This window comes from Nocardia sp. NPDC056100, from assembly GCF_042266325.1.
Lineage (GTDB): Bacteria > Actinomycetota > Actinomycetes > Mycobacteriales > Mycobacteriaceae > Nocardia.
The window spans coordinates 348,527-369,511 of the sequence record NZ_JBHJVY010000006.1 but is presented as its reverse complement, the minus strand read 5'-3'; the positions used below and the strand labels follow the sequence as shown (position 1 = coordinate 369,511).

21 protein-coding genes are annotated in these 20,985 nt (G+C 66.0%); 12 read left to right on the top strand and 9 right to left on the bottom strand.

Annotated features, from left to right (window positions below):
* Positions 1-9 precede the first annotated feature (9 nt).
* Both ACFC0O_RS40810 and ACFC0O_RS40805 read right to left on the bottom strand, forming a co-directional pair.
* On the bottom strand, positions 10-816 hold the full coding sequence (locus ACFC0O_RS40810; protein WP_375967592.1) for an acyl-[acyl-carrier-protein] thioesterase: 807 nt from the start codon (positions 814-816) through the stop codon (positions 10-12).
* A 156-nt stretch (positions 817-972) separates the two neighbouring features.
* A complete protein-coding gene (locus ACFC0O_RS40805; protein WP_375967591.1) occupies positions 973-2,097 on the bottom strand; it encodes an epoxide hydrolase family protein in 1,125 nt (374 codons plus the stop codon).
* Between the two features lie 103 nt (positions 2,098-2,200).
* Between ACFC0O_RS40805 and ACFC0O_RS40800 the strand changes: the two genes are divergently transcribed.
* On the top strand, positions 2,201-3,157 hold the full coding sequence (locus tag ACFC0O_RS40800) for a helix-turn-helix transcriptional regulator (RefSeq protein ID WP_375967590.1): 957 nt from the start codon (positions 2,201-2,203) through the stop codon (positions 3,155-3,157).
* 108 nt (positions 3,158-3,265) lie between these two features.
* Positions 3,266-3,622: an MmcQ/YjbR family DNA-binding protein gene (locus ACFC0O_RS40795; RefSeq protein ID WP_375967589.1), complete on the top strand. Its 357-nt coding sequence runs from the start codon at positions 3,266-3,268 to the stop codon at positions 3,620-3,622.
* A gap of 75 nt (positions 3,623-3,697) precedes the next feature.
* Here ACFC0O_RS40795 and ACFC0O_RS40790 read toward each other — a convergent pair whose 3' ends face one another.
* Positions 3,698-4,624, bottom strand: a complete 927-nt coding sequence (locus ACFC0O_RS40790; RefSeq protein ID WP_375967588.1) for a toprim domain-containing protein — start codon at positions 4,622-4,624, stop codon at positions 3,698-3,700.
* Between the two features lie 245 nt (positions 4,625-4,869).
* The gene (locus ACFC0O_RS40785) at positions 4,870-6,255 is read right to left on the bottom strand and encodes an NAD(P)/FAD-dependent oxidoreductase (RefSeq protein WP_375967587.1); all 1,386 of its coding nucleotides are present in this window, start codon (positions 6,253-6,255) and stop codon (positions 4,870-4,872) included.
* 201 nt (positions 6,256-6,456) lie between these two features.
* Between ACFC0O_RS40785 and ACFC0O_RS40780 the strand changes: the two genes are divergently transcribed.
* From ACFC0O_RS40780 to hisG, 6 genes are all read left to right on the top strand, one after another.
* Positions 6,457-7,374: an arpA protein gene (locus tag ACFC0O_RS40780; protein ID WP_375967586.1), complete on the top strand. Its 918-nt coding sequence runs from the start codon at positions 6,457-6,459 to the stop codon at positions 7,372-7,374.
* A gap of 96 nt (positions 7,375-7,470) precedes the next feature.
* A complete protein-coding gene (locus tag ACFC0O_RS40775; RefSeq protein WP_375967585.1) occupies positions 7,471-8,211 on the top strand; it encodes a class I SAM-dependent methyltransferase in 741 nt (246 codons plus the stop codon).
* Positions 8,208-10,010 (top strand): choline/carnitine O-acyltransferase, encoded by a 1,803-nt coding sequence (locus ACFC0O_RS40770; RefSeq protein WP_375967583.1) that lies wholly within the window; start codon positions 8,208-8,210, stop codon positions 10,008-10,010. The genes ACFC0O_RS40775 and ACFC0O_RS40770 overlap by 4 nt, the downstream gene beginning before the upstream one ends.
* Before the next feature lie 47 nt (positions 10,011-10,057).
* Entirely contained in the window at positions 10,058-10,639 is a 582-nt protein-coding gene (locus ACFC0O_RS40765) for a TerD family protein (protein ID WP_375967582.1), read from the top strand.
* A gap of 102 nt (positions 10,640-10,741) precedes the next feature.
* Complete coding sequence (locus ACFC0O_RS40760) at positions 10,742-11,005, top strand: phosphoribosyl-ATP diphosphatase (protein ID WP_309230825.1); 264 nt, start codon at positions 10,742-10,744, stop codon at positions 11,003-11,005.
* 87 nt (positions 11,006-11,092) lie between these two features.
* A complete protein-coding gene (hisG, locus tag ACFC0O_RS40755) occupies positions 11,093-11,944 on the top strand; it encodes an ATP phosphoribosyltransferase (RefSeq protein WP_375967580.1) in 852 nt (283 codons plus the stop codon).
* A 93-nt stretch (positions 11,945-12,037) separates the two neighbouring features.
* On the opposite strand, the gene ACFC0O_RS40750 is transcribed toward hisG, so the two are convergent.
* Entirely contained in the window at positions 12,038-12,910 is an 873-nt protein-coding gene (locus ACFC0O_RS40750) for a RecB family exonuclease (protein WP_375967578.1), read from the bottom strand.
* A 105-nt stretch (positions 12,911-13,015) separates the two neighbouring features.
* Here ACFC0O_RS40750 and ACFC0O_RS40745 point away from each other — a divergent pair, with 105 nt between their 5' ends.
* Positions 13,016-13,849: a tRNA (adenine-N1)-methyltransferase gene (locus tag ACFC0O_RS40745; RefSeq protein ID WP_364633927.1), complete on the top strand. Its 834-nt coding sequence runs from the start codon at positions 13,016-13,018 to the stop codon at positions 13,847-13,849.
* A 128-nt stretch (positions 13,850-13,977) separates the two neighbouring features.
* Here the strand turns inward: ACFC0O_RS40745 and ACFC0O_RS40740 are convergent, their stop codons facing one another.
* Together ACFC0O_RS40740 and ACFC0O_RS40735 are read right to left on the bottom strand one after the other, a co-directional pair.
* Positions 13,978-14,403 (bottom strand): hypothetical protein, encoded by a 426-nt coding sequence (locus tag ACFC0O_RS40740; protein WP_375967576.1) that lies wholly within the window; start codon positions 14,401-14,403, stop codon positions 13,978-13,980.
* A gap of 41 nt (positions 14,404-14,444) precedes the next feature.
* Complete coding sequence (locus tag ACFC0O_RS40735; protein ID WP_375967574.1) at positions 14,445-14,906, bottom strand: hypothetical protein; 462 nt, start codon at positions 14,904-14,906, stop codon at positions 14,445-14,447.
* A 243-nt stretch (positions 14,907-15,149) separates the two neighbouring features.
* Between ACFC0O_RS40735 and arc the strand changes: the two genes are divergently transcribed.
* Positions 15,150-16,910 (top strand): proteasome ATPase, encoded by a 1,761-nt coding sequence (gene arc, locus ACFC0O_RS40730; RefSeq protein WP_375967573.1) that lies wholly within the window; start codon positions 15,150-15,152, stop codon positions 16,908-16,910.
* A gap of 58 nt (positions 16,911-16,968) precedes the next feature.
* Here the strand turns inward: arc and ACFC0O_RS40725 are convergent, their stop codons facing one another.
* On the bottom strand, positions 16,969-17,412 hold the full coding sequence (locus ACFC0O_RS40725) for a MarR family winged helix-turn-helix transcriptional regulator (RefSeq protein ID WP_375967571.1): 444 nt from the start codon (positions 17,410-17,412) through the stop codon (positions 16,969-16,971).
* A gap of 86 nt (positions 17,413-17,498) precedes the next feature.
* Here ACFC0O_RS40725 and ACFC0O_RS40720 point away from each other — a divergent pair, with 86 nt between their 5' ends.
* The gene (locus ACFC0O_RS40720) at positions 17,499-19,259 is read left to right on the top strand and encodes an ABC transporter ATP-binding protein (protein WP_375967570.1); all 1,761 of its coding nucleotides are present in this window, start codon (positions 17,499-17,501) and stop codon (positions 19,257-19,259) included.
* On the opposite strand, the gene ACFC0O_RS40715 is transcribed toward ACFC0O_RS40720, so the two are convergent.
* Complete coding sequence (locus ACFC0O_RS40715) at positions 19,256-19,666, bottom strand: hypothetical protein (RefSeq protein ID WP_364633944.1); 411 nt, start codon at positions 19,664-19,666, stop codon at positions 19,256-19,258. The two genes, ACFC0O_RS40720 and ACFC0O_RS40715, sit on opposite strands and share 4 nt — an antisense overlap.
* 214 nt (positions 19,667-19,880) lie before the next feature.
* Here ACFC0O_RS40715 and ACFC0O_RS40710 point away from each other — a divergent pair, with 214 nt between their 5' ends.
* A complete protein-coding gene (locus tag ACFC0O_RS40710; protein ID WP_375967569.1) occupies positions 19,881-20,858 on the top strand; it encodes an alpha/beta hydrolase in 978 nt (325 codons plus the stop codon).
* Positions 20,859-20,985 lie beyond the last annotated feature (127 nt).

Genomic DNA, 20,985 nt, shown 5'->3' with positions numbered 1-20,985 from the left:
CGAATCGGCTCAGGAAATCCCTGGGAGAGAACGCAGTTGGGCCACCGCGCGCACCTCGCCCTTGATGGTGAACCAGAGGGTCTGTGCGTCGGGGGTCCGGCGGGTATGGATATCGAGGGGCTCACCGTGCCGGATCGGTTTGTTGTATTCGAGGATGAAGCGATGCGGTCCGGCGGTGAGATCCGCTGTGTCGGAAGTGAATTCATGCACGGCATGCCAGTACGCGGTATTGGTGACGTGCTGGAAGTGGTCGATATCGGTGCGGCGCAGCGGGAAATGAGCCGGGGCGATCGGCGGCAGCGGATCGGTGAGCCATTGCCGCCAGCGCAGCCGCTGTTCCGAGGTTGTGGTGCACATCAATTCGAAGAATTTGTCGTCGACCCGTGACGGGCTCATGGTCTCTTTGTTCATATGAATCCAGAAGCCCTCGGTTTCGATGAGGCCGCCGGATTCGGAGTCGATGCGCACGCGCATGGTGCACCAGCGCGGTGATATGCCCGAACACCAGCGGCGGGTGCGGAGTTTCGCGGGCCAGGTGATCGGGCGGATGACGTCGATGACGGTGCGGCGGACTATCCAGTGCGGATGCGATTCCAGTGCGCCGCAATGCACCAGGTGATCGACGCCCGCGTCCTGGATATGCCGTGCGATGCCGTCGATGCGCAAACCCTGGTTCTCATCCATATCGACGGTGCCCAGGCGGCCCGGGAAGTCGAAGATATGGCCCGAGGACGGGACCGGGGGCAGCGGGCGCAGCATCGGATGGTCGTCCAGTGCGGGCAGCACCGGCGGCGGATCGGTGAGCTGGTTCATCATCGGCAAACCTCCGGGACATCCATCCGAGTGGGGCGGGGAGTGCGAAAAGGCTGCGGTGCCAAGAGTCCGCGGCGGCAATGCCGGGGCGCGATGAGGTCAGCGTAGTGCAGAACCGGGCGCGGGGCAGGGCGGGCCACCCGCGCGCCCGGTGGCGTGTCACCGCAGCGGGCCGAAGAAGGTTCGCAGGTCCCGGGCCAGATCGGCGGGAGCCTCCATGGCCGGGAAATGCTTACCGCGCTCGAATTCGGTCCAGTGCGCATCGGCGGGGGCCGGGACCACCCGGCGCACGGTCTCATCGGAGCCGAAGACGGCGAAACCCTGGGGTGCGATCGGTGCCGAGCCCCAGTCCATCGAATGCGCCTGTTCGTAGAGGGTGTGCGCGGCGGTTGCTCCGGCACCAGTGAACCAGTAGAGGCTGACCGTGGTCAGCAGTTGATCGCGGTCGATGGGGAGATCGGTCCACTGCTCGAACTTCTCCGCGATCCAAGCCAATTGCAGCAGTGGGGAATCGACCAGCCCGTAGCCGATGGTCTGCGGGCGTGAGTTCTGGATCGCCAGATAGCCCGAACCCTCGCGGCGGAAGGCGTCCATACGCTCGAGAATCACCTTGTCGACCGGATCATCGGCATCGAGGCGGTCGGCCACACCGGGCAGGAAGGTGGCGACATTCGCGGCGGTCAGCGGATCGGTGACCACGTGTACGCCGAGCACATGTTCGGGATCGAGACCGCCGACCATACCGGAGACGCCGCCGCCGATATCACCGCCGTGCACGCCGTAGCGGGCATAGCCGAGCCGGTTCATCAGCTCGATCCAGGCGCGCGAGGTGCGGGCCATGGACCAGCCGGTATCCGAGAGCGGGGTGGAGAAGCCGTACCCGGGCAGCGATGGGGCCACCACGTGGAATGCCGGACCCTCCTCGGGCTCGGTGAGCGGCCCGATCAGATGCATGAATTCGGCGATCGAGCTGGGGAAACCGTGCGTGATGAGCAGGGGAGTAGCATCGGGGCGAGTCGAGCGCACATGCAGGAAATGGATCTGCTGTCCGTCGATCTCGGTGGTGAACTGCGGGAAGGCATTGAGCGCCGCTTCCTGTGCCCGCCAATCGAATTCGGTGCGCCAGTAGTCGGCCAGCTCCCGCAGATCGGCCACCGGGATACCGCGCTCCCAGCCGACGCCGGGGAGTCCGGCGGCCCAGCGGGCATGCGCCAGGCGGTCAGACAGGTAGTCCAGCTCGGCCTGCGGGATATCGATGCGGAAGGGGCGAATCTCGGTGCTCATCAGGGGTTTTCCGTTCCTTCGAGGGAGTGGCTTGCTCGATGGGACCAACATTAGGAACGATCGCGGAAAGGTTCGTTCCGCGATTGCCGGATACCATCGAAAAATGTTGGAAACCTCCGCCCGCCTGCTGCGTTTGCTCTCGCTCCTGCAGTCGCGGCGCGATTGGACCGGGCCCGAACTCGCCGAAAGACTGCGCGTTACCACCCGCACCATCCGCAATGACGTCGACCGGCTGCGCGAACTCGGCTATCCGGTCGAGGCCAAATCGGGCGTGGACGGCGGCTATCGGCTGGGTGCGGGCGGCGCGCTGCCGCCGCTACTGCTAGATGACGAGGAGGCGGTCGCGGTCGCCGTCGGATTGCGCACGGCCGCAAGCAGTTCCATCGCCGGAATCGACGAGACGGCGCTGCGCGCGCTGACGAAACTGCAGCAGATCCTGCCCTCGCGATTGCGGCATCGGGTCAGCGCGTTCCAGCACGCGCTGCCGGTGCCCGCCCGCGGTCCGCTGGTCGACCCGGATGTGCTGACCGTCATCGCCACCGCCTGCCGCGATCACGAACGCCTGCGCTTCGACTACGAATCGCACGGCGGTGCGTCCACCCGCCGCGAGGTCGAACCGTATCGTCTGGTCAGCCTGCGCCAGCGCTGGTATCTGATGGCCTGGGACGTCGAGCGCGACGATTGGCGCACCTTCCGCGTCGACCGCATGCGTCCGCGCACGCCGACCGGCCCGCGCTTCACTCCGCGCCCGATTCCCCCCGACGCCGATATCGCCACCCGTGTGGAACGCTCCGTCGGCGAGGCCGTCTGGCGATTCCGCGCCCGCGTCATCGTGCACGCTCCGGCTTCCCATGTGCGCCAACGCCTCCCGATCCAGGTCGATATCGAGACGCTGGGCGAGAACCGCTGTGCCTTCGAACCGGGATCGGACAACCCGCAACAGCTCGCCCTTTACCTGGGCATGCTCGGCGCGGATTTCGAGATAGTCGACTCACCCGAACTGGCTGCGGCACTGCGCGATCTGATCGGCCGCTACGAACGTGCGCTCGCTCCCGAATAGTTCGGCGGCGTTCCCGGGGGAATGCTGAGGTGAAAGACCTGCCGTTCGATGCGGTGCGGTTCCCATTCGTACAAGTCCGGGACCTGGGAGATCGGTTAGCCTTCGGCCATGGGTGAACCTCTCGAATCGTTGCGGGCGCTGTGCACCGCCCTGCCCGAGGTGACCGAACGCCTCAGCCACGGCGAACCGACCTGGTTCGTGCGCGGGAAGAAGACCTTCGTCATGTTCGCCGATCACCATCACGACGATCGCCTCGGCTTCTGGTGCGCGGCCCCGCCCGGCGTGCAGGAGGAACTGGTCGCCGGACAACCGGACAACTACTTCCGACCGCCGTACGTCGGCCACCGCGGCTGGCTCGGCGTCTACCTCGACGTCCCCGTCGACTGGACCGAGATCGCCGAGATAGTGCAGGACGCATACCGGCTGATTGCCCCCAAAGCCCTGGTGGCCCAGTTGGACTCGTAGCGCGCTGGTCGCCCCGCCTCCTGGCAATCGCCACCCAGCCGCGCGCAGAACACCGCACCGAAATAACGGGTGCGGTCAGCGATCGTGACTTCGCAGGCTGTAGTGGGCGTCCAGAACCGGCACGGGGTCGAGGTCGGAAATGTGGTGGCCCGCATCGCAGTGCTCGGTGAGGTCCTTGCCGTCGCGGGCCTGGACTATACGTAATTCGCGGACGAGGTCGACCAGGGATTCGGCGACCCGGGCGGCGTGACGGTAACCCGGTGCGTCGCGGTCGGCGATGATCCAGACCCGGTACGCGCCGGTGAACCAGGTGGCGTGATCCGGATGCCAGCCCTGTGCGCCACCGGCATTGCAGGTGGCGGTGAGACCGGCGTGGGTGGCGGTGAGTGCGTCGGCCTCACCCTCGCAGATGTGAATGTCGCGGCCGGAGCGGACCGCGTCGAGCACCTCGGGGAGATGGAAGGGCAAGTGCGCGAAACCGCCGGGGGTCCAACCACTCTCGGTGCGGCGATACTGCCGGAAGGACTTCGCGCGGCCGTTCCGGTGCTCGGTGTGAACGCGGACCACGCATCCCGCCGAGCGACCGTCGGGCCAGCGGTAAAGGTAGGTGGCCACATCCTTCGGGTTGGCCAGTCGTGGACCGAGATCACGCTTGTGTACCTCGAGGGACAGGCCCGCCCGTTGCAACGCTTGATCGGCCAAAGCCACTGCGGGGGAGTGGGTTCGGCGCGCACCGGCGGCGGCTCGTGGCTCGTCGAATAGATCGCGGATGCGCAGGCCGAGCCGCTCCAGCACCTGCTCGTCGGGGCAGCCCGCGAAGCACCGCACCACCGTGCGCCCGCGCTGCCGGTTGTAGACGACGCCCAGCGAGGGATGGTGATGACGGCCGTCGGATTCGTGAACGGGGCACAGGTAGGTGGTCCAGTCGGCACCGCGCCGGCCGGGACCGGATATCCGGTTCAGGGCGGCGGTGATGGTGTCCCAGGATCGGTTCGAGTCCATAGCGAAGTCCTCTCACTACCGGTGTACCCGGATCGCGGGGACTGTCAAACGGATCGAAACCCGTTGGAGTGCACGGTAAATCGTGCTTGCAGATGTGCTGGATCGGCTTCGATGTGGCAATTGCACAATTAGTCAATGGAAATATGCGCATCTAAGCATGTACTTCGGGCGTGGCTCACCGCGCACCGGTGCCGTTCGGGCGGAACGTTCCTGCTCGCGACAACCGCCGCGAGCAGGGCGGAGTGTCAGCGACCCGAGATGAGATCGGCCATTCGCGCGATGCGGGAGGTGTGCCCGAGGCGGGTTTCGCGGTGATCGGCCGCGCGATACAGGCTGTACATGAGCTGTACGCCGATCCAGCGCAAGGGTTCCGGCTCCCAGCGGCGCACCCGCCAGTTCACCCACGGCAGCGAGGTGAGCTCGGTATCCCTGCGCAGCAGGAGATCTCGCAGGGTGCGACCGGCCAGATTGGTGGTCGCCACACCGTGCCCGGTGTAGCCGCCCGCGTAGCCCAGGCCGGTGTCGTGGTCGAGGGCGATGCTGGAACACCAGTCGCGGGGGACCGCGAGCACCCCGGACCAGGCGTGTGCGAGTGGGACTTCGGCTGTGGCGGGGAAGAAGTCGGTGAGCATCGCGCGCAGGACGTCCACGGTCCACTGCTGGGTCTGCCCGTCCGCATCGATGCGACTGCTGTATCGGTACGGCTTTCCGCGCCCGCCGAAGGCGATCCGGCCGTCCGCGGTGCGCTGGGCGTACATGTAGTAGTGCGCCATATCGCCCAGCAATTCGCCGCCCTGCCAGCCGATTTCGCGCCACACCGCATCGGGCAGCGGTTCGGTGACGATCATCGAACTGTTCATCGGCAGCCAATCACGATGGCTGGAAGCGAAAGTTGCGGTGAAGCCCTCGGTCGCGCGGATGATGTAGTCGGCGGTGACGGTGCCGCGCGCGGTGATCGCGGCGGCCGAGCTGGACGCGGTGCGCGGGCGTACGGATTCCACCGTGGTGTTCTCGTAGATCCGCACCCCGAGCGCCCGCACCGTATCGGCAAGTCCGCGTGCGAGTTTCGCGGGCTGGACGCGCGCGCAGTGCGGTGTCCACAGTGCCCCGGTGGCTCCGGCGACGCGGATTCGGTCGTCGGCGGCGACGGTCATGAGATCGTCTTCGCCCCAACCCCATTCGCGCGCATGCGCCAGGGTGTCGCCGAGCCGCGCCCGCTGCGCATCGTTGCGGGCCACGGTCAGCTGTCCGCTCTTGATCACATCGGCGTCGATGCCCTCGGCCGCCGCGACCTTCACGATCTCCTCGACGGTGTCGAACATGGTGCGCTGCAACCGCACCGCGGCATCGCGGCCGTGGACGCGGGCGTACGCCTGCGCGGATCCCGCTATCTCTCCGACAACCCAGCCGCCATTGCGGCCGGAGGCGCCGTATCCGGCGAATTCCTTCTCCAGCACCACGATTCGCAGGTCCGGCTGTGCCTGTTTCAGGTAGTAGGCCGTCCACAATCCGGTGTATCCGGCTCCGATAACGCACACGTCGGCCTGGGTGTGCCCGGACAGCGGGGCTCCCGGGTCGACGGGGGCGAGCTCACGGAACCAATACGACACCGAACCATTGACAAAGGACATATCAGACATCCTGAGCTATCTCCGAGCATTCGGCCACTGGCATTTTCAGATGGTCCCGGGGAGTGGGAACCGGCCGGGCGCGCGATGCGGCGGCCGCGCCGGATTGGCGCATGAAAACTCTTGGTGCACAGGAATAGTGAATATCCACAATCCCGGTACATCCCGGGCGTGTCGGTCGGTTTGCCCGCCAGAATGATCGACATGGTTGCGACAGGGGGTAGGGCAGACGTGTGCGATACGGACGGCGCCGGGGTGGTGGCGGCCACGCCGGCGGGCAGTGCTGTCCCCGGTGTGGACATCGCCCGCTATCCGCTGGACTCGCCCGGCGACGCCGGGTGGAATGCCGCGGTGGCGGCCGCGCGCGCCGAATTGGCCGCCGACGGCTGCACCGTACTGCGCGGTTTCATTCGGCCCGATGAGGTCGAGACCATGCGCACCGAGGGCGTGGCGCTCGCACCGCACGCCTACTACACGGTCGAGAACGTCAACGCCTACAACATCCCGATCGATGCCGACCTACCCGCCGATCATCCGGGCCGCATCGTGCTGCGCCGTGGAAACGCCTTCGTCGCAAGGGATCTGATCCCGCGCGCGGCGCTCATCCACCGGCTCTACACCGATGCGCGCTTCCAGCGTTTCATCGCCGAGTGTTTCGGCCTGGACGCGCTGCACGAGTACACCGATCCGCTGGCGGGTCTGTGCCTCAATGTCGTCGCGCCCGGTATGTCGCATCCGTGGCATTTCGACACCAATGAGTTCACCGTCAGCATGCTCACCCAGGAGCCGGAAGCCGGTGGGGTGTTCGAGTATTGCCCGAATATTCGCTCCCGCGAGGCCGAGCACCTCGACGATGTGCGCGCGGTGCTCACCGGCCACGGCGACCACCTCATCCGGCGGCTGGAACTACGCCCCGGCGACCTGCAACTGTTCCAGGGGCGGTTCTCGCTGCACCGCGTCGCGCCCGTCGGCGGCACCGTGCAGCGGCATTCGGCGATCTTCGCCTACAGCGATTCCCAGGGCGTCATCGGCACCGCCGAGCGCACCCGGCAACTGTTCGGGCGCGTGCTGCCCGATCATCTCGCGGCCGATGCTGTCCGCGGCGACCGCCTGCTCGACTGAGAAGAGGACCACGTGCCGGTTTCCTTACACAGCACTGGGAAAGCGTCGTTCGACGATATCTATGAGAGCCCCGACCCTCGTGCGTACTACGCCCGAATGTCCGAATTGGACTATCGGATACCGGAACTGGCGAAACCACACTTCCAGCAGCTGCTGGCCGACCACCACGCGGCCACCGGCATCACGAGCCCGACCGTGCTCGATATCGGCTGTTCGTACGGGGTGAACGCGGCCCTGCTGCGCCTGGACACCACCATGTCCGACCTGTTCGACAGTTACGCCGAACCCACCCCGCCCGATCTGCGGGCCCGCGACCGCGCTCGCCTGGCCGAGGAGGATCAGCTACCCGGTGTCCGATTCCTGGGTATGGACGCCTCCGGTGTCGCGCTGGACTACGCCCGCACTGCCGGACTGCTGCACGACACCGTGCACGCGGATCTGGAGGCGGCCGATCCCACCGAGGCCCAGCGCCGCGTCCTGGCGACCGCCGATCTGGTGATCTCCACCGGCTGCGTCGGCTATGTCACCGAGCACACCCTGCTGCGGGTGGCCCGCGCCCACGGTGGAAAGCTGCCCTGGATGGCGCATTTCGTACTGCGCATGTTCTCCTTCGATCCCATAGCCGCACATCTGGCCGCACTCGGTTATCACACCGAACTCGCGCCCGGCGCCTTCCGGCAACGCCGGTTCGCCTCGCCGGAGGAGCAGGCGCAGGTGTGTAATGCACTGGCGGCCAATGGAATCGATACGCAAGGCTACGAATCCGATGGCTGGCTCTACGCCCAGCTCCACCTGTCCCGCCCGAACCTATCCTTCGACCACGAGGACCTGCATTGAGCGAACGGACCTTCGCCCACGACGATCAGCTGCCGCGGGTGCCGCTCCCCACTTTGGAGGAGAGCTGCACTCGCTTCCTGCACTGGTCCGCGCCGCTGCTCTCCAGCGACGAGTACGCCGCCACCGCGGCGGCCGTCGAGGATCTGCTGCGCCCCGACAGCCCGGCCCGCACCCTGCACGCGGACTTGCAGCGGTTCGACGCCGAACCCGGCGTCGGCAGCTGGCTGGACGAATTCTGGCCCTCGCGCTACCTCGGGCGCCGGGACCGAATCGCGTTGAACGCCAACTTCTTCTTCCTGTTCCGCGATGACACCGTGCTCGCGTCCTCCACCTCCGCCGGACAGGCGGAGCGGGCCTCGGCACTGGTCACCGCGGCGGTGAACTACAAGCTGCGCCTCGATGCCGAGGAGATCCCGCCGGTCACCCAGCGCGGGCAGAAACTCAATATGGCGCAGAACAAGTTCCTGTTCTCCGAGACCCGGATTCCGGGTGCTCCGCAGGACACCGTGCGGGTGCCGTACACCGATGAGTGGCCGGGGCCGTCGCAGGCGGGCCATATCGTCGTCCTGTACCGCGGCAACATGTTCCGGATGGATGTGCTCGGCGCGGACGGCGTGCCGTACAGCCCCGAGGATCTGACCGCCGGACTCCTCGGGGTAATGAAGGCCGGATCGCGGCGCGCACCGGTGAACACCTCGGCCGGACATCTCACCACCCTGGCGCGCAAGGAGTGGGCCCCGCTGTACCAGCAGCTGCGGCCGGTCAACGCCGCGGCGTTCGAGACCATCGAGACCGCGCTGTTCTGCGTCTGCCTGGAGGATTTCAGCCCGCGCGACACCCTGCACGCGTGCGATCAACTCCTGCACGGGGACAGCGGTAATCGCTGGTTCGACAAGGCGGTGTCGTTCATCGTCTTCGCCGACGGCCGGACCGGTATCAATGTCGAGCACTGCGGGCTGGACGGCACCACCATCCTGTCGTTCGTGGACACGCTGCTGGAGACCTCGGTCGCCGATCACGCCGCGCAATCCGGGGCGCAGCCGCAGGGGCTGCCCGCCGCCGAACCCATCGAGTTCACTCTCGATGCGGCCCAGCGGTCGGTGACCTCGGCCGCGGCGGCGTCGTTCTCGCAGTTCGCGCTGGACACCGCCACCAGTACGGTGTCCTTCGAGTTCGGCACCGGGCATATCAAGACCCTCGGTATTTCCCCGGATGCCTTCGCGCAGTTGAGCTATCAGCTCGCGCATCGGCGCAGCAAGGGCTTGACGGGTGCGACCTACGAGTCGATCGCGACCCGGCAGTTCCGCAACGGCCGCACCGAGGCCATGCGCGTGGTGACCCCGGAGATCCTGGAATTCATTGCCGCCATGGAGAATCCGGCCGCCGATGACGATCGCAAGCGCGAGGCCGTGCGGGCGGCCGCCACCGCGCATGTGCGACGGGCGCAGGAGTGCCAGCGCGGGGAGGCCCCCGAACAGCACCTGTGGGAGCTCGAGTGGATTCAGCGGCGGCGCGGTGAGCAGCTCGGTGCGACCGAGCCGATGGCGTTCTACGACAGCCCCGGCTGGAAGATCACCCGCGATGACTATCTGAGCACCAGTTCGGCTCCGTCGGTGAACATCCAGTACTTCGGTTTCGGATCGACGAGCCCGACCTGCATCGGTATCGCGTACGTGCTGCTGCCCGATCGCTGGAACCTCTACCTGGCCACCCCGAAGTCGGTGGCGCAGCAGATGCACGACTTCGCCGCTCAACTGCGCACGGCCGCAGCGGAATTGGAGAAGCTGCTGGCCGGATGAGTTCGGAGCCCGCCACTGCTGTCTGATTTGTCGGTAACGTGACAATCGTGATTACGCTCAAGAAAGAAGACGGCGCAGCGGATCTCGGCGGCATCACCAAGATGAGCGTCGGGGTCAGCTGGGATCCCTCCTCGGGCAGCAGTGGTGGACTACTCGGTATCGCTCGGCGCAAAAAAGGCGTCGACCTGGATTTGATCGCAGTGCTCATGCAGGGCAGCGAACCCGTGCGGTTCGCGGGCCTGGATTCCCTCGACCCCTTCGGCAACGGTTCGGTGCAGCACACCGGCGATGAGCAGACCGGCGCGGCCTCCGGTGACGATGAGACCGTGCACGTCACCTTCGCCACTGTGCCGCCCGCCATCGACGGCATCATCTTCGTCGCGGCCGCCTTCAAGAAGGGCAGCAGCTTCGAGAAGGCCAACAATGTGTCCTTCAAGATCTACGACGCGACCGGTGGCAGCACCCAGCAGGTCGCCGATATCTGGCCGTCGCTGCTCGGCGCGGATAACGCCAATGCCATCGCCCGCGCCTTCCGCAACGGCCCGGCCTGGCAGCTCGAGGTGCTCGACCGCAAAGGCAAGGTGAAGCAGGGCGATATGCAGGCCCTGCTGCGATTCGCCATGGCCTGACCTGGGATTCGCTCCGGTCCGGGTGGTTCCCGCCCTGCGGGTGAACCGCCCGGACCGGCCGGTTCATGGGGCAGGGGTGGCGATCTGCGACAATCACTTACCGTGAAATCTTTCGAAGCCCTGTTCGCCGAGCTACAGGATCGTGCAGTAAACCGCCCCGAGGGGTCCGGAACCGTCGCCGCTCTGGACGCCGGTGTACATGCGCAGGGCAAGAAGGTACTGGAGGAGGCCGGCGAAGTATGGCTGGCCGCGGAACATGAGAGTGACGAGTCGCTGTCGGAGGAGATCTCCCAGCTGCTCTATTGGGTTCAGGTGCTGATGGTGGGCCGCGGTCTGCGGCTCGAAGACGTGTACCGACATCTGTGATGCGCCGTTTCACCGCACAGCCCGTGCGGCCGACAACCCCGCGTCCACTGTCCTCACGTCCCCCCACCCGTCCCGAAAGGAATATCTATGCTTCGCGTCGCCGTCCCAAATAAGGGCTCGCTGTCCGAATCCGCCGTCGCCATCCTCGCCGAGGCCGGTTACCGCGGCCGCAAGGACGCCCGCGATCTGAGCGTGCTCGACAATGCCAACCAGGTCGAGTTCTTCTTCCTGCGCCCCAAGGACATTGCGATCTACGTCGGCTCCGGTGAGCTCGATCTCGGCATCACCGGGCGCGATCTCGCCCTGGATTCCGGCGCGCCCGTCCAGGAGCGCCTGGCCCTGGGCTTCGGCAACTCCAGCTTCCGCTACGCCGCCCCCGCGGGCAGCGAATGGAAGGTCGAGGATCTCTACGACAAGCGCATCGCCACCTCGTACCCCAATCTGGTGCTCAGCGATCTGAAGTCGCGTGGCATCGAGGCCGAGGTCATTCGCCTCGACGGCGCGGTCGAGATCTCGATTCAGCTCGGCGTGGCCGATGCCATCGCCGATGTGGTCGGCTCCGGTCGCACCCTGCGTCAGCACAACCTGGTCGCGTTCGGCGATTCGCTCTGCGATTCCGAGGGCGTGCTCATCGAGGCCAAGGGCGCGGATCAGCGCAATAAGGCCCGCAATCAGCTGGTGGCTCGCATCCAGGGCGTCGTATTCGCGCAGCAGTACCTGATGCTCGATTACGACTGCCCCAAGTCGCTACTCGACGCGGCCGTGGAGATCACCCCGGGCCTCGAGTCCCCGACGATCGCACCGCTGAGCGATCCGGAGTGGGTCGCGGTTCGCGCGCTCGTGCCGCGCAAGAACGGCAACGAGCTCATGGACAAGCTCGCCGATCTCGGCGCGAAGGCCATCCTGGCCACCGATATTCGCTCCTGCCGAGCGTTCTGATCGGTCGCGTCCACGCGCGAGATAGCGAACGCGAAATAGCCGAAATAGCCTCGCCCGCCGCGCTTTCGCGGCGGGCGAGGCTGTCTTCGATGCTCAGTCGGCCGTTTCGGTGAGGACGGTGATGGTGTCGGGTGCGGCGATGGCCGGATACGGCGGCGGGGTGCCGCCGAACTCCGGGCACAGCGGCTTGAAATCGCAGTACTGACAGAGCCAGGATCGGCTCGGCGGGAAATCGCCTGTCTTGGAGGCGGATTCGATGGCCTGCCAGAGCGCGGAGACAATGCGCTCGAACCGTAGCAACTCTTCGGCATCGGGTTCATAGCTCAGGGTCTGTTCATCGGCGAGGTACATGAGCCGAAGTTCGGCCGGGGCCGCGCCGAGCGTGCGCATCAGCACCAGGGCGTAGAACTTGAGCTGGAACAGCGCCCGGGTTTCGCGTTCCGGACTGGGGGAGCGGCCGGTCTTGTAGTCGATGACGTGCAGTAATCCATCGGGAGACCGGTCGATTCGATCCACGAAACCGCGCAGCGGAGTGCCATCGGGCAGATCGGTCTCGATGAACGCCTCGAGCGATTGCGGTTCGAAGGCGGTGGGATCCTCGAGGTTGAAGTAGACCCGCACCAGGTCGTACGCCTCGGCCAGGAAGCCGGGCAGTTCCTCTTCGGCTATCAGGTCGACGGTTTCGGGGCGCGATTCCAGCAGGCGGGTCCAGGCGGGCGCGATCAGATCACCGGCGTGTGCCAGATCGCGTTCGGGCGCGGGCAGTCCGAAGAGCGCCTCGAGCACCGCGTGCACGAGCGTGCCGCGCACCGCGACCCGGGCGGGGGCCTCCGGGATCTTGTCTATCGCACGTAGCCGATACTTGAGCGGGCACTGTTTGAAATCCATTGCGCGCGAAGGTGAGAGTGCGAGCCTGCGCGGCTGGGCGCCCGCTGAGTCCGGGGTAGTGATCGCGGGTACCGACATACCTGGCAGGCTAAACGCAGGCACCGACAAGGTGCGAACCTGATTCACGCAGCAAAATCGCAGCGACTTTCGGCATGCGCCGGGGTCGAACCAGAACGGAGATTCATGACGGCCAGACGGACCGGGCCTTTCCAGATCGGCGACCGGGTGCAGCTGACCGACGCCAAGGGACGCAAGTTCACCGTGATCCTGGCGCAGGGCGGCACCTTCCACACGCATGCGGGCGAGATCGCCCACGACGATCTGATCGGCGCGGATGAGGGCAGTGTGGTCACCTCCGCCAAGAACACCGCCTACCTCGCGCTGCGGCCGCTGCTGACCGACTACGTGCTGTCCATGCCGCGCGGCGCGGCGGTCATCTACCCCAAGGACGCCGCGCAGATCGTGCACGAGGGCGATATCTTCCCCGGCGCGACCGTGCTCGAGGCGGGCGCGGGCTCCGGCGCGCTGACCTGTTCGCTGCTGCGCGCGGTCGGCCCGGAGGGCAAGGTCGTGTCCTGGGAGATCCGCGAGGATCACGCCGAACACGCCGTCCGCAATGTCGAGCGCTTCTTCGGTGAGCGCCCGGACAACTGGGAACTGACCCTCGGCGATGTCGCCGAGTACTCCGGTCCGCAGGTGGACCGGGTCATCCTGGACATGCTCAAGCCCTGGGACACCCTGGACGCGGTCGCCAAGGCGCTGGTCCCCGGCGGTGTGCTGATGGTCTACGTGGCCACCACCACGCAGATGTCCGAGGTGGTCGAGCATCTGCGCCGCCAGGAATGCTGGACCGAACCCCGCGCCTGGGAATCCATGGTCCGCGGCTGGCATGTGGTCGGCCTGGCCGTGCGCCCGGAGCATCGCATGCAGGGTCACACCGCGTTCCTGGTGACCGCCCGCCGCCTCGCCGACGGTGTGGTCGCGCCCAAGCCGCAGCGTCGCGCCGGTAAGGGCTGACACCGCGAATCGGCCTGCCTCGCATGCTTTTCAACACGATGTGCCCCCTTTCCGCTTGGAAAGGGGGCACATTCGTGTGTTCCGGGCCGAGAGTTTTTCAGCCCGTGCGGGTTTTCACCCCGTGCGCATCAGCAGGGAGCGCGGCCCATCGACAGGATGGTGCACGCGGTGCTCTCCGAGAGCTGCCAGCCCGCGGCGGTGTGCTGCCAGGACATCGGCACGCCCGGCATGGTGCCGTGCGGGGAGATGACCGCGACCGAGGCATTGGCGTTATCGCCGTCGACCTGGATGTTCGAGACGCCGAAGCCGATCTTGCCGTAATTGCCGAGCTTCGAGGTCATGGTGTCGATATTGCTCGCGCGCCGATCGCCGCCCACCATGAGCTGCTCCTTGTCGACCGTGGCGATATTCGGGTCGACGAAGCGTTCCAGGGTGGACTGCAACTCCTCCGGCGAGGGCGCGGGGGAGTCGGCGTTGGCGAATCCCGCACCCGAGACGAGCGCGAGACTCGCGCCGAGGGCGGCCAGGGTGATGCGGGCGGAGCGAGCGAGCATGGGCGGTCGAGCCTTTCGATCGGAGCGGTTACTGCTGGGTATTACGGCTGACAGGCGGCGCGCGCCATACCGAGGATGGTGCACGCGCCGGAATCGGCGAGCTTCCAGGTGCCGTCCACGTACTGGAACGACATCGGCACATCGGCCATGGTGCCGTGCGGGGATACGACCGACACCTTCACATCGGCCTTATCGCCGGTCTGCTTGATTTCGCCGACGGTGAAAGACACCGCGTAATGCGCCAGACCCTGGTTCATTGTCTCGATGAGTGAGATCCGCTTGTCCCCGTCGACAACGAGTTTCGCCTTGTCCGCGGCGGGTTTCGCCGGATCCGCGAACGCGGTCAGCACGCCCTGGAGCTGCTCGGCGGTCGGTGCGGGCGCGGTGGCCGCCTTGGTCACCGCGGCCGAGGTGGTGGCCGCGGAGTCGGTGGAGGTCTTGTCATCGGAGCCGCAGCCAGCCAGGGTTGCGGTAACGGCGAGGGCCGCCGCAACGGTAGCCACGGAAACACGAAGCGTCCGCGAGGCGTTGCGCATACCAGAAGTTCGACTGGTGGGAAGGAGCATCAACGGCACCCTTTCGGATCGGCCGGTGATTAACTCACCGGAAACATGTTAGGGCAGGCTAACATGTCCGTCCGGTCCGCTAGCCGCAGCCTAGATGTGATCACGACGAAACCATGTCGGAAAGCGAGAACGAGTATCGCCCGGTAGCGTTGATAGACCGGGACTGGGAGGAGCAGCATCATGAGCCCCAACGAACATTCGGACTCGGCGGCCTGGAGGGAACTCGAGGCCGTCCGCGCCGAGGCGGCTGCACTCCGGAGGCAACTCGCCGACTCGCCGGATCGCTCACGGGAATTGGAAGCGCGCGTTGATTCGCTGACAATTCGCAACACCAAACTCATGGACACCCTCAAGGAAGCGCGACAGCAACTCGTCGCTCTCCGTGAGGAAGTCGATCGGCTCGGTCAGCCACCGAGCGGTTACGGCGTTCTGCTTGGTGTATATGACGATCAGACGGTCGACGTGTTCACCTCAGGACGCAAGATGCGCTTGACGTGCTCGCCGAATATCGATACCGCCACCCTCATCTACGGTCAAACCGTGCGCCTCAACGAGGCACTGACCGTGGTCGAGGCCGGCAAGTTCGAATCAATCGGCGAAATCGGCACGCTGCGCGAGATTCTCGACGACGGCCGTCGAGCACTGGTTGTCGGTCATGCCGACGAGGAGCGAGTGGTGTGGCTGTCCGGCCCGCTCTCCGCGCTCGTCGACGTGGACGATATGGAAGATCCGGATCGCCCCATTCGCAAACTGCGCCCGGGTGATTCGCTGCTGGTCGATACCAAGGCCGGTTTCGCCTTCGAGCGAATCCCCAAGGCAGAGGTCGAGGATCTCGTGCTGGAGGAGGTGCCCGATGTCGATTACCACGATATCGGCGGCCTCGGGCGCCAGATCGAGCAGATCCGCGATGCGGTGGAATTGCCTTTCCTGCACAAGGATCTGTTCCGCGAGTACGCGCTGCGGCCGCCCAAGGGTGTGCTGCTCTACGGCCCTCCCGGTTGCGGTAAGACGTTGATCGCCAAGGCTGTGGCGAATTCGCTGGCCAAGAAGATCGCCGAGGCGCGCGGTGAGGATGCCAAGGAAGCCAAGTCGTTCTTCCTGAACATCAAGGGCCCCGAGCTTTTGAACAAGTTCGTCGGTGAGACCGAGCGTCATATTCGGATCATCTTCCAGCGGGCTCGGGAGAAGGCTTCCGAGGGCACCCCCGTGATCGTGTTCTTCGACGAGATGGATTCGATCTTCCGCACCCGCGGTTCGGGTGTCTCCTCCGATGTGGAGACCACCGTTGTGCCGCAGCTGCTTTCGGAGATCGACGGCGTCGAGGGCCTGGAGAACGTCATCGTCATCGGCGCCTCCAACCGCGAGGACATGATCGACCCGGCCATTCTGCGGCCCGGCCGCCTGGACGTGAAGATCAAGATCGAGCGCCCGGATGCCGAAGCGGCACAGGACATCTTCTCCAAGTACCTCACCGAGACGCTGCCGCTGCACGCGGACGATCTCGCCGAATTCGATGGTGAGCGCGCCAAGTGCGTGAAGGCCATGATCGAGCGGGTGGTGGATCGGATGTACGCCGAGAGCGAGGACAACCGCTTCCTGGAGGTCACCTATGCCAACGGTGACAAGGAAGTCCTGTACTTCAAGGACTTCAACTCCGGCGCCATGATTCAGAACATCGTGGACCGCTCCAAGAAGTACGCCATCAAATCGGTTCTGGAATCGGGCAACCCGGGTCTGCGCATTCAGCACCTCTACGACTCCATCGTCGACGAGTTCGCTGAGAACGAGGATCTGCCCAACACCACCAATCCCGATGACTGGGCTCGTATCTCGGGCAAGAAGGGCGAGCGGATCGTCTACATCCGCACCCTGGTGACGGGCAAGAACGCCTCCGCCAGCCGCGCCATCGACACCGAGTCGAATACGGGTCAGTACCTGTAAGGATCGAATCGACAAGGGCCGCACTCTCATTCGAGGGTGCGGCCCTTGTCGTATGTGATCAGCCCTGGCGTGCGGGGGTATTCGCGGTGTCGAGTTCGGCGAGGATGTCGCGCAGGGTTTCGCGGCGGTCGGGGGACAGGGTCGAGAAGAGGTCGCGGGCGGCTTGGACGCGGGCCTCGGACATGCGGGTGAGCAGGGTGCGGCCCGCGTCGGTGAGTTCTACAAGTGTGGCGCGGCGGTTGGTGGGGTCGGGGGTGCGGGTGAGCAGGCCCGCGGCTTCCAGGGCGTCCACGACGGTGGTGGCGGAGCGCGGGACGATGCCCAGGCGCTCGGCGAGGTCGGACATGCGCAGGGGTTCGCCCGCGCGGCTCAGGGTGCGCAGCGCGCGGGCCTGGGCGGGCGTCAGGCCCAGGGGGGCGAGGTTGGCCATCTGACTGTGCCGGATGCGTTTGGCGGTGCGCAGGAACAGGTCGGGCAGGTCGCCTTCGGATACCTTCTCCATATTGCTGAGCATAGCTCACTGTCATGTGGAATAATTGTGAGTCTAGCTCAGTTATGGGGAGAGATTCCCGTTGGAAGGAGGCGCCTATGGCTGCCCGATCCGAACTTCGCCGGATACTCCGGCTGTTCCATCCCTATCGTTCCCGGCTCGCCGTCGTCGGCGTGCTGGTCGGCCTGTCCTCGATCGTGGGACTGGCCTCGCCGTTCATGGTGCGCGGGGTCATCGATACCGCGCTGCCCGAGGGGCGCACCGGACTGCTGACCGCGCTGGCGGCGGGCATGATCGCCGTCGCGGCGCTCACCGCCGTGTTCGGCGTCTGGCAGACCTATCTGTCGACCGCGGTCGGCCAGCAGGTCATGCATGATCTGCGGACGGCGGTCTATTCGCGGTTGCAGTCCATGCCGCTCGCGTTCTTCACCGCGACCCGCACCGGTGAGGTGCAATCGCGCATCGCCAATGACATCGGCGGGATGCAATCGACGGTCACCTCGACCGCGACCTCGCTGATCTCCAATTTCACCTCGGTGTTCGCCGCCGTGATCGCCATGTTCGCGCTGGACTGGCGGCTCACCCTGGTATCGCTGCTCATGCTGCCGTTCTTCGTATGGATCAGTCGCAGAGTCGGTTCCGAGCGCCGCCGCATCACCGGGGAGCGGCAGAAGCAACTCGCCGGCATGTCCGCGATCGTCGAGGAATCGCTGTCGGTGAGCGGAATCCTGTTGGGCCGCACCATGGGTCGCTCGCCCGCACTGGTCGATGATTTCTCCCGTGAGTCACGGGGCCTGGTGGACTTGGAGATTCGCTCCAATATGGCGGGCCGGTGGCGGCAGTCGACCATCACCATCGTGATGGCGGCCATGCCCGCGGTCGTCTATTGGGCGGCGGGATTGACCGTCGCGGCGGGACATCCGCTGGTGTCCATCGGCACGCTGGTGGCGTTCACCACCTTGCAGGCCGGATTGCTGCGGCCCGCGGTCATGCTGCTGTCCACCGGTGTGGAGGTGCAGAGTTCGCTGGCGCTGTTCGGGCGGATCTTCGAATATCTGGATCTGCGACCGGAAATCGCCGAACCGGAGCATCCGGTGGCGCTGCCCGCCGCGGGCGTGACCGGCGCGGTGCGGTTCGACAGGGTCGGGTTCGCCTACGATCCCGCCGATCGGAATGTGCTGAACGATATCGATATCAGCGTTCCCGCCGGGACCAGCCTGGCGATCGTCGGCGAAACCGGTTCGGGCAAGACGACTCTCGGCTACCTGGCCGCGCGGCTGTACGACGCGAGCACGGGTGCGGTCACCGTCGACGGAATCGATGTGCGGGACTTGAGTTTCGCGGATCTGTCCGCCACCGTCGGCGTGGTCTCCCAGGAGACCTACCTGTTCCACGCCTCGGTCGCGGAGAATCTGCGCTTCGCCAAACCCGATGCGACGGACGAGGAACTGTACGCCGCCGCGCGCGCCGCCCAGATCCACGAGCACATCGCTTCGCTGCCGGACGGCTATGACACCAAGGTCGGCGAACGCGGTTACCGCTTCTCCGGCGGTGAGAAACAGCGCCTGGCGGTGGCGCGCGCCATCCTGCGCAACCCGCCGATCCTGGTGCTGGACGAGGCCACCAGCGCCCTGGACACCCGCACCGAACGCGAGGTCCAGGCCGCCATCGACGCGCTGTCGCAGGGCCGCACGACGATCACCATCGCGCACCGGCTCTCCACCATCCGCAATGCCGATCAGATCGTGGTGCTCGATCACGGTCGCGTGGTGGAGCGCGGTACGCACGCGGAATTGCTGGCGCGCAACGGTTTCTACGCCGATCTGCTCGCCCGCGATGAGGTGCTGGCGGTGGCCTAACCGCTGCCCGGAATGAATCCCGGGTAGACGTAATGGCTGGCGCCGCCACCCGGCGCGCCCGATCCGGTGAAGGACGGGAAGTTGAACGGCAGCGCGATCAGCTTGTGCGGGTTGCCGTCCGCGTCGGCCTGCCAGCAGCCCGTGGACACACCGTGGAATCCGGTGCACACGATCCGCGTGCTGGTGCCGTACGGGGAGGTGAGCCGGGGGCTGGAATCGAGCGGATTCCAGTACCCGATATCGGTGGGTGTCAGGAAGTTCTTGGTCTCGATCACGTAGATCGGGCTGTTCGGCTGCTGCTGCGGCCAGTCATCGGCCGCCGCCACGCCCGCGCCGAAGGCCAGGGCCGTTCCGGTCGCGGCCGCGGTGGCGGCGAGGCGGGTGATGTTTCGAACGCTTGTCTGCACTACCCCTCCATCGAATTCGAATGCCATACGGCGTCGATCATCCATCGTGCGCGCCCCGGCAAACGTTGCATCGTGATGTTCGTGTTGTCATAACCCGAGGTATCGCATACGGTCTACCTCGACCGTCGGGGGATTGTCGAGTGAACGAGTTCTGCTGGTGTGCAGCGTATTTGGCTGCATGACCGGATGATGGGCACCTGGAGGGGAAGTCCCGATGCGTTTCGATTCCGCACGCCTGCTCGCGATAAGCGCGGCGGCTCTTGCCATTCCGCTCGCGGCCGCGGTGGCCGCCCCGCCGACGGCATCGGCCGCACCGATATCGGGTCCGGTGCATCGCGCGCCCGCCGGCGGCTTCGAGGAATTGATGGTTCCGTCGAGTATGGGCCCGGTCAAGGTGCAGGTGCAGTGGGCCAAACGCGGTGGCGGCTCGGCGCTGTATCTGCTCGACGGTATGGCGGCCCGGGACGATCGCAACGCCTGGTCCTTCGAAACCAATGCGCTGCAACAGTTCGGCGACGACGATGTCACCCTGGTGATGCCGGTGGGCGGCCAATCCAGCTTCTACACCGACTGGGCCTCGGCCAGCAATACCAACGGCCAGAAGTACACCTATCGCTGGGAAACCTTCCTCACCAAGGAACTTCCCGATTTCCTCGCCGGTTACGGCGTCTCGCGCACCAATAACGCCGTGGTCGGCCTGTCCATGAGCGGCGGTGCCGCGCTCATGCTCGCCGCCTTCCACCGTGACCAGTTCAAATTCGCCGGTACCTTCTCCGGAGCCCTGAACATCTCCGCCCCCGGTATGCGCGAAGCCGTTCGCGTGGCCGTATTGCGCTGGGGCGCATACAACATCGACGCCATGGCCGCCCCCTGGAGCCCCGCCTGGCTGCGCATGGACCCCTTCGTCTTCGCACCCCAGCTGAAGAACCTCCCCATGTACATCTCCGCGGGCAGCGCCCTCCCCGGCCCCGACGATCGCCCCGCCAGCGTGGCCCAGGTCTTCGACACCGGTGTGAGCATGGGCATCGAAGCGGTGGCCCTGGTCAACACCAGATCCTTCCAGGCCCGCCTGAATTCCCTCGGCATCCCCGCCACCTTCGACTTCCCCGCCTCCGGCATCCACACCTGGAAGTACTGGGAAGCCGAACTCTGGAAGGCCCGCCCCGCCATCCTCGCGGCCCTGAACGCCTGATTCGATGACCTTCGTTGTCGGGGATATCGTCGTGTGGTCGTACCGATCCTGACAGTGTGTCTGCTGACTATCGGTTCCAATTGTTGGCTTGTTCGTCCAGTCGTCGCTGCTGATCCGATCCGTCCTG